This window comes from Ascidiimonas meishanensis, from assembly GCF_037782385.1.
GTDB classification, from domain to species: Bacteria; Bacteroidota; Bacteroidia; order Flavobacteriales; family Flavobacteriaceae; genus Ascidiimonas; species Ascidiimonas meishanensis.
Genome location: NZ_JBBEXD010000006.1, coordinates 127,184 through 140,812, shown reverse-complemented (window position 1 = coordinate 140,812; position 13,629 = coordinate 127,184). Strand labels below are relative to the sequence as shown.

The following is a 13,629-nucleotide window of genomic DNA, read 5'->3' as shown; positions in this document are numbered from 1 at the left end:
ATTAAAGAAATAAATGTAACCTATGTAAACTGGTCTTTTACCTATTAATAATTCAATTCCATATGCAACTCTTGTAATCTTTGATCGATTAAAACAGTCGCCTCTATCATGATTTTTTCTGCTATTGATGAACTGCTCCGTTCATCCCATTTTTCCATTTCTGTATTACTTACCCACTGGTTAAAGGCTCCTAAGGCGGGGCTACAAAATATTTGATAATTTACTTTGTGTGCATGGTCACCGTTTATTGCTGAGGTCCAACCCTTCCAAGAATACCATCTAAAAATTAGTGCCATTTTATATTTTGGATTATTTTCAGCCTTTTTTATAAGAGATGTATTATTGAAACATATACATGATTGTGCTTCATGCCAAACTTCATCTAGCGATTTTCCAAAATATCTATTTTCTAATTTCTCCTTGGTTTTTTCATCAATATCTAGAATGGATTGATTATTTTTATATAAGTCATATAAAATATTTGCTCGCGCCGGAAAAAACACTCCTTTTCTTAAAGTTTTTATTTTACCCCCTATTTCAAATTGATTGAATGAAGGTGCAAATTCTATATCTTGGATACTTACTTCTTGAAGTAATTGTTTAGCATTCGGACTTAAATTTGATTCTTTGGAGCAAAAATTAATTGTATCTGTTACAATAAAATCTGCCCCCAGCAAAAAAGCAGTTGAAGCAGAATAAGAAGTTCCTATATCCCCCGCTACACCAATACCTGCCTTATAACCAAACCGGTGCTTTTGATAAAGCTCATCTCGCAACTGGGTTATCAAAGGCAAAAGTACTTCAGTAGAATACTCTATATAATTCCAACCAGAATTATTCTCTATGATCAACTCATCTGCGATAGCGATACGAGAAGCTTGATTTGCTTGCTTTTGAGTTATGCTACCTTCTTCGAGTAATTGATCTATAATTTCAGAGGAAGGTGGGGCTAAATATAATTTGGCTATTTCTGGTCTTGAAACTCTAGCAAATATCTTATTTTTTGAAACTATAAGCCCTTCGTCCGTTTCACTAATCTGGCTTAATTTATATCGTACTAAATCAATACTAGGTTGTAAGTAACCAATAGCCTCAATATGATGAATATGATACTCAGTAGCAAGTTTAAGTATTTCCCTTTCTTTAAAATTGATTAATTGATCAAACATTATGGTGAGCCCATAGGGTGTACTAAATTTATTTTCTTTTGATGTCTTAATGATATTTTCAATTTCACCTATAGAAATAAAGGAAGTTCCAATAAAACACAAAATATTGTTTGAACGTAACTCTTTTAGCATTTGGGGAGAAACAATTCCTCCTTGTAATCCTGAGACTAAATAGGCATATCGCAAATGATACTTCTTTCTAAAATCTGAATTACCTAAAGACATCGCTCTTGATTTAGCACCAAAATTTTCTTGATTTTTTGGACTTTTTTCTATTAAAACTTCATTTAAATGAGACGTTATGTTACCAACAAAACCTTTAGGTGTTAAAAGCGAAATAGCTTTATCTTTAATTTTTTCTGGTATTGGATGTTTTAAAATGGAAGCAGTAAGCTTTGTTAAGGTATCACCAGGTCCTTTTTCTTCAAATTCTTCAACTCCCATAGCTTTAAAAAGTTGAATTATTTCTACCCATTTCACAGATTGGACAAGTTGCTTTGCTAGCAGATTAGCAACTTCATTTTTTTGAAAAAATGAAGCCTCCGCATTACAAAGTATAGGAATTGTAGGCTCGTTAAATGTAAACTGACCAACATATTCAATAAATTCCTCTTGCACTTCTTGCATATAACGAGAATGAAACGCTCCACTTGTATTTAATGGTATAAAAGATTTCTTAGGATCATTAAATGTTTTTAAGAAAATTTCATTGGCTAATGCTAGACGATCTTTAAGACCGGAGATCACTATTTGTGTCAAAGAATTAATATTAGCAATATCAATATCTTCTAAATCATTATTCTTCAGAAATTCATTTACTTCAGTAATTGGCGTTCCAACAATGGCAGCCATCGCACCATTATCAATTTTTGCCATTAACTCTCCTCTTTTCTTTACGAGACGAAGTCCTGTTTCAAAATCAAAAACGCCTGCCGCAAATAATGCTGTATACTCGCCCAAACTATGCCCAGCTACAAAATCAGGCTTACTTCCTTTGTTTTGTATGCTATTTAGGTAATGTAAACTATTTACCAGGTAAAGCGCTGGTTGCGTAAATTGTGTTTGCCCTAGTTTTCTAAAATCTGACTCAAGGCATAACTGTTTAATAGAATATCCTAATATGCTATCTGTTAAGGCAACTTCTTCTTGAAATTTATCAAATAATTCTTCTCCCATGCCCACTCTCTGAGAACCTTGACCTGGAAATAAATAAGCTTTTTTTGGTAGCTCCATATCAATTTTTCTGTTTCGGAATTAAAATATCAATGCAGAGCATTTTATCTATTATTCAAATTTTATTTACAAAATGATTACATAAAAAATTATGAATCAAACAAAAAGTGCATTCCTTACGCATAAATATAACATATTTCCTATTTAATTGTAAGAATTTAAGTTATAAACTATTCAGAATTATGGACTATATAAAATATGAATCTAATTTTTGTCTAGTCCATTTTTTACGGCAAAAAAAATTCCTCTTTTCGCAAAAAGAGGAATTTAAAGCTCGGGTTTTTCCCAGCATACAACTACGGCTGAACCGTAATTAATATTTCTATTTGTCACTTAATAAATATCTTCAAATAATGTTTTCCATATTAGAAATCCCCGCTTTGCATTATACCTTGCTTTTGATTTAATAAAATAGGGCTATCTATAAAAATTTTATCGGACTTGTTATTATTAGCTAATTATCACAACACTAAAAAAATATGACTCATCAATATGATATCAATTTTAACCGCAAGCACAAGTAACCTGTGTTATGCCGCACACATCTTGAGTTGGATTGCACATCCAATTACAGGTAATTGTCAATGCTCCTCCACCACCGCCTCCGCCGGTACATCCATCACTATCACCTACAGGACAAATAATATTAGATTCTGCGTTACAGGTTCCACTAGCGCCTATAATTGAATTTGAAGTTTTCAAATTTGCGATCTTACTCTTGTTCAATTTAAGAGTGTTAAAATTTTTCTTTTTCATAGAATTTTTTTTTAATTACACCTTGAAATTAGTACAAATGGCTTAAGAATTATGAATTATTATTACAATATTAACTATTTAAATAAATTATTGATACCATAACATATTCCTATCCAAATACACTTGAAGTTATTCCATAGTTAAAAACCCTTTGTACTGCTTATTGTATGAAATTAAAAACGAAAAATGGGTCTAACATGTTGACCCATTGAAATCTAACAATGCTATCTCATTCTATTTATAACCATCAAGTTATTCATCTAAAATTAGCAATGTCTTGAAATAAAATTTAAGGCTTATCAATATAATACTTGCTCAAAAGTACTATAGGGTTCTAAGCTTCTAGAAAAACTCCAGAGAAAATAACACCAATTGTAATAAGGATAAGCGTAGCTAGAATAATACCTATTGCTAATTTTGTTTTTTTATTCTTCTGCAGTATATAATCGTTAGTTTTTTCGTCTTCTTCTTTTATTAGCATAATTTTATTGTATTTTGAAAATACAAATTTAAAAGTATGCATTTTTTTTCAAGATGTTATTCAATAAAAAAAGAGCTTTATAAAATGTTTTAAGCTAATGTTTCCATGAAATGAGTCAAAGAAATCAGATATGAATGACCATCTTTGTTAAAACAAAAAAACATAAACTATGAGTAACGATTCAAATACATTTTTAGGAATTTTAGCAGGAACCGCTATTGGTGCTGCTTTAGGAATTTTATTTGCACCAGAAAGAGGTTCTGTAACCAGACAAAGGTTAGCAGATCAAGCAGCAAATACAAAAGACCATTTAACAGACTCAGCTATAGATCTTAAAGAAAAAGTGCTAAGCACTGTAACTGATAAGAAACAAACACTAGATACTCATTTAGATACTATTGTTTCTGATGTTAGTTACAAAACCGAAGATGTGATCACTAGTTTGGAGAACAAATTAGCACAGTTAAAGTTGCAGAATAAAAAATTACAGAAAAAATAATGACTGTTTTTGATTCTGTTAACGAAACCGCTAATAAAGCTACTAAGACTGGAGAAGATTATTTAAAAGCTTCTCGTGATTACTATCAGCTTAAGATATTTCAACAATTAGCTATTCAATTTTCTGCGCTATGCAAAATAGCATTAGTGGGTGGGCTTATATTTTTAGCATTCATATTTATGGCTACTGCTGGTGCCATTGCTTTAGGAAATTACCTAGAAAACACAGCATTGGCTTGCCTTATAATTGCGGGAATCTTAATAATTTTTGCGCTACTTGTTTATTGGAAACGTAAAATGATAGACACGAAAGTTGTTCGGAAATTATCTTTAACCTTTTTCAATTAATGAAATTATGAGAAAATATAATTCTTTTGAAGAAATTGAAAGAGATTTGAAGAAGTTAGATTTGGAAAGACAAATTGCCAAAGAACAAATGATTAGTTTAAAATATCATTTTCAGGAAAGTTTAAGTCCTTATAATTGGATATTAACAACACTAGAGGCTGTAAAAAAATACGGTATTTTCTTTTTGATTAAGAGAATGTTTAAATAACAAACAAAAATGTACTATCAATCGCTATCTTGTATTAACTATGGTAGCGATTTTTTACACCATTACTTTTTTCTTAAAATCGCTAGGGCTAATTTGATACTTTTCCTTGAAGATTTTAGAAAAATAGCTTCTACTGCTAAATCCTACACTATAGACAATTTGTGATATGTTGAGATCTGTCGTATTCATATAATCTCTCGCGGCTTCCAATCTAACATGTCTTATATATTCTGTAACTGTTTTACCATAAAGTAATTTAAACCCTTCTTGCAACTTTGCCTGAGATAAATTAGAGATTTCAGATAATTGATTAAGTGTATACTGATTAGCTACTTCTTTTATTATTTTATTTGCTAGACTTCGAATTATTCGAAGCTCTCTTTTTAATAAAGAGGTTTCCGTTCTTTCGTTGTTCTGAAATTTATCATGCATTTTAATATGTGAGGAGAGTATTTGGTAAACCAATCCTTGAATAAGTAAAATTCTAATGATTCCTTTTTCTTTTACCTTGTGCAAAGCAGCAATTTTGTCTGCCATTTTCAAATCATAAGAACCATAAAAAGCAAAAGTATTTTGATGATCCTTATCTGAAAAAACCTCGTACAATTTATTATTTAATCCAGAAATATTATTCAATCGTTTTTTAAGAAATTTATTTCGAGAGATTTGTATGACATTGATTTCTAATTTTAAATCCTTCGGAAAATAACCATAATTATAACCTCCTTTCTTACTTGTTATAATAACAGATTGATATTGTTCTAAAATTTTTACATCCGTTTTGCCTTGATATCCAAAACGATGACCACAATAGCCTTTGAGACAATATGCAAAATGAATTGGATTGTATTTTGAAGCATCCATAATTAATATTATTTCTTCAAAAAAAGTAATATCATACTCCAAAAGACTTACGCCCCAATCAAACGTAATATATCTTACCGTACCCTTTGCTATTGCATTATTAATTGAAAGTGTATATTCTCCCCAATTTTCTTCTATTTCACCTCCTAAATTTTTCTTTAATTCCTGAACAATTCCCTCCGTACTTTCAGCAGTAATTTTAATTTCTTTCATACTGTTTTGAACTAATTAATTCAGTCACCAATAATTCTAATTTAAATGATGCTTCAAGCGCTAACTTCTTAATAAAAAATCAAGTTAATAAAGGTCTTAAATCTTTATAAAAATATTCAAGAGTACCAATATGAGGTATTTCCATCACTCCTTTATAAAATTGTAATTCTTTGATTGTAGCCTTATTTGCTTTCACTTCATATTGATCAATTAATTCTTTTGAAATCAGAATATACTCTTCTAAATTAATATTATTTTTTAACATTCTATGCGCAGTAATCACATCTTCACCCATCAACTTAAATCGTTTGTCTATTTGCACCAAACCAATTTCTTCACTGTAATGTAAAATAATTTTAAGTCCTAAAATTTCTGGAATCAAATAAGCACCTTCCTTATTTTTATACTTTTCCCTAAGGTTTTTTAGCTTTTTATAAAACTGTAAATAAAAAAATTCACATTGTTGAATTAATAGATCAAAATCTGGTAAATCGCCGGTTCTAAAAAAAAGAACTGCGTCTCCTTCTATTTCAGAAACTTTCAAATCAATTTTGTTAGAATATATAATGTCATTCAATAAGGCTGGAATCACCTTAGATCCCAAATCAAAATTTACTTCACTCATAAATTCTGTGAATCCGCTAATATCTGGAATACATAATAAAGTTGGTATCGCTTTCATTTTTCTAATGATCAATAATTTTTAATAGATTGTACATCTTCAATACTACTCATCAAATAATATTTATCAATATGATTAGAAATATTATTTGAAACATCTTCTTTTAATGCTTTTACTTCTAATCTTATATAATTCTTATTTGAAGCACTTATATTTTCGTTATTCAACAAGTACCTATAACAATTTAATAACTCAGTAATAGCCGTGAAATCATTTTTACCATAGTTTCTGATGGGTTGAAAAACAGTATTTATCAAAACATCAGATGTAACATTTTGTCTAATGACACTTAGTTTTCCTTCAATTGTATGTGCCATCTTTGGTTTTAAAGTCAATAGTATTGAAGTAAGTTGTCCTAACTTAACGATAGCATTCTTAGCTGTTCCCGGATCATTAATCCCTGGTGATAACGCTTTAACTGCAATTTCCATTAATTTAATGAGTTCCTCTAAGTATCCTTCTCCATCTTGCCTTTCTGATGCGATATGAAAACTAAATAATAACTCTTCCTTTTCGTCATAACTTAAATCTACATCTGTAAAAGCAATTGTGTCACCTTGCCAGATATAGCATTCTGGATATGGAATAATTTCAATTACTTTTAGTTTACTTTTAAGTTCTGCAGAAAGTAAATTTATATCAAAACTTTTATAATAACCTGTTTTATTAGTCCGTATTCTAAACTTATTTTCTTTTTCTACTTCAAGAGCTTCAACCGAACTGTTTTGTTTTTTAAGCTCTTGATCGATTTTTGTTTGAGCAACGTTGAAAATACGACGGATAATATTATGAATTTGTATATCGCTAGATATACTATGAATAAAATATACAAATAAAGCAATACAAGACATACCCGAAATAGCACTTAGAATAATTGAAATTGCTAACTCAGAAACTTGAGCAGTATAAGTACCCAATACTGTAAGTAAAAATAATGAATATATAATGGTGCCTGTATAAACACCTAAAATAACTTGATGTTTTTTATTAGAAATAAGACCTGGCAATAGCCTTGGAGAAAAGTTAGACGAAGCTTGGTTAAGAACTACCATTACCATAGTAAAACTAAAAACAGTTAAGGAAATAACACCTCCAATCAAGACAGAAAGCAAAGAATGTGCGGCATCTTTATCCTGAATTACTAAATCTGGTATCTGATGTTTCAGTTCTATTAAAAAAGTTGTGCGCTCAATATATAAAACAAACAATCCTATTATCAAAAAAAGGAAACTTATAAGTACCGGATAAAATGCAATACTTCTAGTAATACGTCTGTATACTTTTTTTAAAAGCTTTATAATAATTTTCAAAATATAATTCTCTTATTTCATCTTTCTTCAAAGACAAAATTAACATTGGTAAAATTAAAACTAAAAAGCTAAGTCAATGATTAAAAACAGTACCATAATTGCTAAAACTTTTAACTCATTAAAATTTTTTAAGAACCCATACTTTATTCTTATATTTCAAATAGCAAATTAGCTAATCTAAGTTTTAATAGAGCACTTATTGACCATACGCTAAAAGTAACTTTGTATAGCTTAATAAAACTTTTCAATTTAAAAAAATGAGAGTTTGTGTTAAATGGATCATATCTTTTTTACAAACAATTAATTTACCCTGATAAAACACAAAGATTGGGATTGCCAAATTTATGAAAATATAAAAACTCCTTTTATTATTATTTGGTATAATTATAAATAATTAAATAGATAAAAGGTAAACTATGGTTTAAAGAAAAAAATGAGTTTTTTCAAATGAAAGCAAAAGCATTTATAAACCAACAAAAAAGAAAACACACAATAGGTTAACAATTCTATAGGAATAAGCGCCTGCAAAGTATTGCTAACTTTAACTAAATAATTTTATTAATGTCTCATATCCAAATCTCAGAAGATTTTATAGAAAAAATGCTTAAAACTCCAGAGGTTGTTATTGAAAAATTGAATTTGGTATATGTTAACAATGATCTTCTTGCGATAACAAGACTAAAAGAAAAAGAGGGATTTAAATACATTCTTAAAGGAAAACCCTATACAAATCTGGAAGATCTTGAACGAATAGAAAAATTAGTGATCCCACCAGCTTGGAAACATGTTAAAATTGCCTCTATTCATAATGGTCATTTACAAGCTACTGGAAAAGATTTGAAAAACAGAAAACAATACCGTTATCATTCATTTTGGAAGAAAGTAAGAAACCAGACTAAATTTTACAAAATGGGGATATTTGGTGATAAACTTCCTAAAATTAGAGAAACTGTTGAAAAAGATTTACAACTTGAAGGATGGCCTAAAAGAAAAGTACTCGCTCTAATTATTAAACTAATGGAAGAAACTCATATTCGCATCGGTAACGAGCAGTATGCCAAACGCAATAAGACATATGGCCTTTCAACACTTCGTAGCAAACATCTAAATATTTATAAGGATAAATTAGAATTTGAATTTAAAGGAAAAAAAGGTAAAGAACACAAAATTACCTTACGTAATAAAAAACTAATTAAGTTAGTATGTAGATGTGAAGAGCTTCCTGGTTGGGAACTTTTTCAATATTATGATGAAAATGGCAAAAAAAATACAGTAGACAGTAGTGAAGTAAATGCCTATTTGCACGAGATAAGTGCTTGTATATTTACCGCTAAAGACTTCAGAACCTGGTCTGCATCGGTTATTTTCTTTGACACATTAATGGATTTTGATCCCTCAGAAGACTCTACTCAGATTCACAAAAATATCCTTAAAGGCCTTGACGCAGTAGCCAAAGAGCTTGGTAATACAAGAAATGTGTGTAGAAAATATTATGTTCATCCCTTGTTAATTAGCCATTACGAAAGTGGTCTTCTAAAAGATTCTTTTAAAAAACTAAAATTCATTGATTCTGTTAGTGCAAATTTTTCTCCCTCTGAAAAATTAGTACACCAAATTATTAGGACATACAAACCTAAAAGTTTAAAAAATTTATAAAATCGTACAAACTACTAATATATTAACTCTATTAAATTAATAAAAATATGAATCTAAAATTACTGGAAGCATGGAATAAAATGCTTGAAAAATTGAGTTCATGGATGGATGCTCTAATAATTAATCTTCCAAATATTATTATTGCGTTGGTTGTTTTCACAATTTCAATAGTTGCTTCAAAATACATTAGCAAACTTGCCATGAAAATATTGGAAAGAAGTGCTTTACAAAAATCAATGAAGAACCTAATTTCTAAACTTATTTCAGTAACCGTTATATTATTGGGTATTTTTCTTATACTTGGAGTTCTTAATCTCAACAAGGCATTAAATACCATTCTAGCGGGAGCAGGAGTTGCGGGTCTCGCTGTTGGTCTGGCTTTGCAAGGAGCACTTGCCAACACCTATTCTGGAATAATTCTTTCTTATATAAAACATCTTAAATTTGGAGATTGGATTGAATCTAATGGATATGCAGGTGAAGTGACTGATATTGGTTTAAGAGCCTTAACAGTTAGGCAAGCAGATAATAACATGGTTTATATACCCAACAAAATGGTGGTAGAAAACCCAATTAAAAACTTTTCTACTACCGCACAGTCTCGAGTGATGTTAGAATGTGGTGTAGGCTATGAAAGTGATTTAAGATTTGTTCAAAAACTAGCTATAGAAACTATTACCCAAAATTTTGAGGCAGTTGAAGACAAGAAAGATGTGATTTTTTTGTTTCAAGAATTTGGAGATAGTTCGATTAATTTTCAACTGAGATTTTGGATTAATTCTACCTCTGGACTTGAAGTTTTAAAAGCTAGGAGCAAAGCAATTATTCTCATTAAGGAAGCCTTTGATAAGAATAGCATCAATATTCCGTTCCCAATCAGAACTTTAGATTTTCCAGATAGTGTAACGGTTTCAAATAAATCCTAATGGTACTTATAAATGAGATATAAAATAGATGATAGCTGTTGCAGTATTTGCAACAGCTATATCTTATTTTACTGCAGAAACTTCTGTCTCACTTTTTAAGACATAATCTCCATCTTCCTGCTCAATGTAAAGTGCCTTATTACCATTTTCACCATTTCTCGTTACCTCCGTACCTTTTATAACTTTAGTTATTTTTGTGGTATACGTCTCCTTTACTGTCCCCGAGGCCTCTCCTTGCCCCCATTTCCAACTTACTTTTGTACCTTCCCTTATCATCACATTTTACTTTTAAGATCATTTAAAATTTTTCTAAAATCATACGATAACTAATTTCACTTCTTTTTATGAATACAAATTAACTTTGAATTTCATTTAAATTGTGCTGTATAATGAGTGTTTTTGCCTTAATCCAATTGTTCAGACTAGTTTTTTGTAAATGAGATCAGTATTGCCTTGATCAAGCACTTAAATATGTGCGATGTAAAATAAATTTACAAAAAAAGAAAATGTATACGGAATTCTTTCTCGGAGTGGCTGTTGGCTTTGCAGGGGCAGTTTCAACAATTACCATTATTGGTATTATAAGAACTCAAAAATTTAATACTATAAAGTACAAAAAATCTAATACACCTATGGAAGTTGATTATGATTTTGAAATACCACATTATGACCCTCGTAACGAAAGATGGTAAAAACATTGTGTCTTTTTAATAATCTAAACACTTAAAAAATGGAAACTTACACAGAAAAAGTATCCGGTAAATTAAATGATTTACTTGAAAAAACATACGATGCAGAAAAAGGCTTTCAAAAAGCGGCAAAAAATGTAAAACACGCAGGGCTTATAGACTACTTTGAAAAGAAAGCTCAACAGCGTTATGATTTTGGGCATGAACTTAAACAAGAAATTAAATCATTTGGAGGTGAAATAGATAAAGGTGGCAGTATTACAGGTGATGCACATAGAACCTGGATGGATATCAAAGCATTCCTTTCTTTAGAAACAGAAGAATCTATGTTAGAGGAAGCCATCAGAGGTGAAAAAGCCGCTATTGAAGAATATGATGAAGTTTTAGCAGAAACCTCTCTTCCATCGAGTACTAAAGCGATTCTTTCCGCCCAAAAATTACGTATCCAGAAGGGACTAAATACTATAAAAAGATTAGAAGATTTAAGATAGTCTCGAGAAACCCTTCTATTAAACTTAAAATTTCAATTTTTCTAAAACAGATCAAAACTTAGTTTTAATCTGTTTTTTTGTTGAAAACTAAGATAAATTTAATTCTTTGTTTTGCTTTATTCTTGTTTTGTATTGTTTGGGACTAAATTTGTATTTTTCTTTGAAACATTTGCAAAAGTAACTTCTGCTTGTAAGTCCTATTGTATATACAATTTCTGATATATTCAAATCAGTTGTTCTTATAAGCATCTCCGCTTTTTCCAGCCTCATATTTCTTATGCAATCTGTAACCGTTCTTCCATGTAGAAATTTAAACCCTTCTTGAAGTTTTATTGGAGATAAACCAGAATATAGTGAAAGGCTTCTTAGGCTATGCGGTAACTCTGGATGATTTAAGATGTGCTCGTTCAACTTCTCTAATCTGGATAACTCATTATTAGTCAATCCAGTTGGTTTATATTTTTGCTGTATTTCCTGTACAAACTGATCTATTTGATTTGCTAGAATTAATTGACAAAGACCTCCAAACCTCAATAATAAAGACATACTTGTTTTATGTTTTATTTTTTCTAAAAGTTTAACCTGTTCTCCTATCTCTAGATTAGACATTCCCAAATGCAAGTGCATCTCTTTTTTTTCAAATAAATCCGTTAAAACTTTTAAATTTTCAGAATCCGGAGAATTTTTAAACCTTTCAAAATATAACGCCTTATCAATTCTTATTACACTTAAAATTACTTCAGATTGTGCCTGAATTATAAGGTTACTTTCTATGTCCCTATTTTGTAGTATCACAGCCGTTTGGTACTCTTCCAATTGAACTTCCTCTTGTTCTTCTGAAAAGGAATGAAAACACTTTCCTTTCAAACAATAGACAAAGAGAACTGTTTCTTTTTGGAAAGAACGAAATAAAAAATTGGTCTTTTCAAACATTTTCAAGCTCATTTCAAATGCATCTATCCCATTTTCCAGTGTTGCATATTTAATATTGCCAGTTCCTTTAGAAGGAGACGGAGACCATTGTAATATCCCATTTAACTCTGTAATATCTCCTGCTAAGTGATTGCTTATCTTGCCTAACTCTTCATTTATCAATCTATCATTCATATTATTAACCTTTTTGATTAACTTCATTTTAATAATTATTTGATAAAACTACTTCAAAGGATATCAGCCCATTAACATTATCAAGTTTTTGTTTACTGTTTTACGGATAAAACTAAAATATTACCCAAAAAAGTTAAACAATACATACAAATATTTAAATATCAATAAATTATAAAATATTTGCTCATAAATTAATCTTTAGATTTTCACAAGCATTTGCGCTACTAATTGATGGATATGGGGTAATCATCATTACTTATATTTTGTTACTTGCAAGGGTAATAATTGTTTATGTACTATAAACTCTCAAACATTGCAGAACGTACCCAACTAGAGTCTAACTTTGAAGTGAAATTTCGATTTCCAAGACTCTATACCAAATCGTATGTCATAAACGGAATGAATGAAGAATTATTAACGGTTATAACACAAAATACTCCATACGTAGCTAAACCAGCCATCTGGGGCATTCTTCCGGAAAAATATGAAGACGATTGGCGTTTTTTTCAAGAAATCACCAATACACTTAATGTTAATGTTAATGACATTTCTAGTCAAAAATGGTGGTATGAAGCATTATTAAGACGAAGATGCCTAATCATGGTTACTGGCTTCTTTACCAATTATATTCAAAATGGCGTTATTTATCCCTATTATGTATATTTACCTCAAAATGAACCTTTTCTTTTAGCAGGTATTTATAATAAATTAGAAGATGGTTTTATTACCTGTTCATTGCTCACTAGCCCCGCAAATAATCAAATTAAAAAAATACAACACCTAAGTGATAGTATGCCTGTTTATATTCCTAAAAATTTAAGTAAAGAGTGGCTATCCCCATCAAAAACAGATATGAATATTAAAAAGTGGATAGACTATTTGCCTCCCTTAACATTCAAAGCGCACCCAATAGCTAAAGAGTTTTTTAAAAATAATATTTCTTATGATTCTATGTTAGAGCCCGTTTTCTATGACCATATTCCAAAAAGAACATAGGA

16 protein-coding genes are annotated in these 13,629 nt (G+C 30.0%); 8 read left to right on the top strand and 8 right to left on the bottom strand.

Annotated features, from left to right (window positions below):
* Positions 1-44: 44 nt before the first annotated feature.
* The 3 genes from fabD to WBG07_RS12785 form a co-directional block, all read right to left on the bottom strand.
* Positions 45-2,402 carry an ACP S-malonyltransferase gene (gene fabD / locus WBG07_RS12795; protein ID WP_340201865.1) on the bottom strand — a complete coding sequence of 786 codons (2,358 nt, stop codon included), beginning with the start codon at positions 2,400-2,402 and terminating at the stop codon, positions 45-47.
* Positions 2,403-2,906: 504 nt separating this feature from the next.
* The gene (locus tag WBG07_RS12790; RefSeq protein ID WP_340201863.1) at positions 2,907-3,158 is read right to left on the bottom strand and encodes a hypothetical protein; all 252 of its coding nucleotides are present in this window, start codon (positions 3,156-3,158) and stop codon (positions 2,907-2,909) included.
* Positions 3,159-3,492: 334 nt separating this feature from the next.
* Positions 3,493-3,639: a hypothetical protein gene (locus WBG07_RS12785; protein WP_340201862.1), complete on the bottom strand. Its 147-nt coding sequence runs from the start codon at positions 3,637-3,639 to the stop codon at positions 3,493-3,495.
* Positions 3,640-3,808: 169 nt separating this feature from the next.
* On the opposite strand from WBG07_RS12785, the gene WBG07_RS12780 reads away from it, so the two are divergent.
* Genes WBG07_RS12780 through WBG07_RS12770 form a run of 3 tightly spaced genes read left to right on the top strand, consistent with a single transcriptional unit; the run spans position 3,809 to position 4,693 of the window.
* On the top strand, positions 3,809-4,138 hold the full coding sequence (locus tag WBG07_RS12780) for a YtxH domain-containing protein (protein WP_340201860.1): 330 nt from the start codon (positions 3,809-3,811) through the stop codon (positions 4,136-4,138).
* Positions 4,138-4,485 (top strand): hypothetical protein, encoded by a 348-nt coding sequence (locus WBG07_RS12775; protein WP_340201859.1) that lies wholly within the window; start codon positions 4,138-4,140, stop codon positions 4,483-4,485. Before WBG07_RS12780 ends, WBG07_RS12775 begins: the two co-directional genes overlap by 1 nt.
* A 7-nt stretch (positions 4,486-4,492) precedes the next feature.
* On the top strand, positions 4,493-4,693 hold the full coding sequence (locus tag WBG07_RS12770) for a DUF6327 family protein (protein WP_340201858.1): 201 nt from the start codon (positions 4,493-4,495) through the stop codon (positions 4,691-4,693).
* Positions 4,694-4,747: 54 nt separating this feature from the next.
* On the opposite strand, the gene WBG07_RS12765 is transcribed toward WBG07_RS12770, so the two are convergent.
* From WBG07_RS12765 to WBG07_RS12755, 3 genes are all read right to left on the bottom strand, one after another.
* Positions 4,748-5,770, bottom strand: coding sequence for a helix-turn-helix domain-containing protein (locus tag WBG07_RS12765; protein ID WP_340201857.1), 1,023 nt, complete (start codon positions 5,768-5,770; stop codon positions 4,748-4,750).
* A gap of 79 nt (positions 5,771-5,849) precedes the next feature.
* The gene (locus tag WBG07_RS12760; RefSeq protein WP_340201855.1) at positions 5,850-6,452 is read right to left on the bottom strand and encodes a DUF2652 domain-containing protein; all 603 of its coding nucleotides are present in this window, start codon (positions 6,450-6,452) and stop codon (positions 5,850-5,852) included.
* An 11-nt stretch (positions 6,453-6,463) separates the two neighbouring features.
* Positions 6,464-7,762: a DUF2254 domain-containing protein gene (locus WBG07_RS12755; RefSeq protein ID WP_340201853.1), complete on the bottom strand. Its 1,299-nt coding sequence runs from the start codon at positions 7,760-7,762 to the stop codon at positions 6,464-6,466.
* Positions 7,763-8,323: 561 nt separating this feature from the next.
* Between WBG07_RS12755 and WBG07_RS12750 the strand changes: the two genes are divergently transcribed.
* Entirely contained in the window at positions 8,324-9,418 is a 1,095-nt protein-coding gene (locus tag WBG07_RS12750; RefSeq protein ID WP_340201852.1) for a DNA topoisomerase IB, read from the top strand.
* A gap of 47 nt (positions 9,419-9,465) precedes the next feature.
* Positions 9,466-10,344, top strand: a complete 879-nt coding sequence (locus WBG07_RS12745; RefSeq protein WP_340201851.1) for a mechanosensitive ion channel family protein — start codon at positions 9,466-9,468, stop codon at positions 10,342-10,344.
* A 63-nt stretch (positions 10,345-10,407) separates the two neighbouring features.
* On the opposite strand, the gene WBG07_RS12740 is transcribed toward WBG07_RS12745, so the two are convergent.
* Positions 10,408-10,620, bottom strand: coding sequence for a hypervirulence associated TUDOR domain-containing protein (locus WBG07_RS12740; RefSeq protein WP_340201850.1), 213 nt, complete (start codon positions 10,618-10,620; stop codon positions 10,408-10,410).
* Positions 10,621-10,850: 230 nt separating this feature from the next.
* On the opposite strand from WBG07_RS12740, the gene WBG07_RS12735 reads away from it, so the two are divergent.
* Together WBG07_RS12735 and WBG07_RS12730 are read left to right on the top strand one after the other, a co-directional pair.
* Positions 10,851-11,036 (top strand): hypothetical protein, encoded by a 186-nt coding sequence (locus WBG07_RS12735; RefSeq protein WP_340201849.1) that lies wholly within the window; start codon positions 10,851-10,853, stop codon positions 11,034-11,036.
* A gap of 38 nt (positions 11,037-11,074) precedes the next feature.
* Positions 11,075-11,524: a ferritin-like domain-containing protein gene (locus WBG07_RS12730; RefSeq protein ID WP_340201848.1), complete on the top strand. Its 450-nt coding sequence runs from the start codon at positions 11,075-11,077 to the stop codon at positions 11,522-11,524.
* 87 nt (positions 11,525-11,611) lie between these two features.
* On the opposite strand, the gene WBG07_RS12725 is transcribed toward WBG07_RS12730, so the two are convergent.
* The gene (locus WBG07_RS12725) at positions 11,612-12,658 is read right to left on the bottom strand and encodes an AraC family transcriptional regulator (RefSeq protein WP_340201847.1); all 1,047 of its coding nucleotides are present in this window, start codon (positions 12,656-12,658) and stop codon (positions 11,612-11,614) included.
* A gap of 264 nt (positions 12,659-12,922) precedes the next feature.
* Here WBG07_RS12725 and WBG07_RS12720 point away from each other — a divergent pair, with 264 nt between their 5' ends.
* Positions 12,923-13,627 (top strand): SOS response-associated peptidase, encoded by a 705-nt coding sequence (locus tag WBG07_RS12720; RefSeq protein WP_340201845.1) that lies wholly within the window; start codon positions 12,923-12,925, stop codon positions 13,625-13,627.
* The last annotated feature ends 2 nt before the right edge of the window (positions 13,628-13,629 follow it).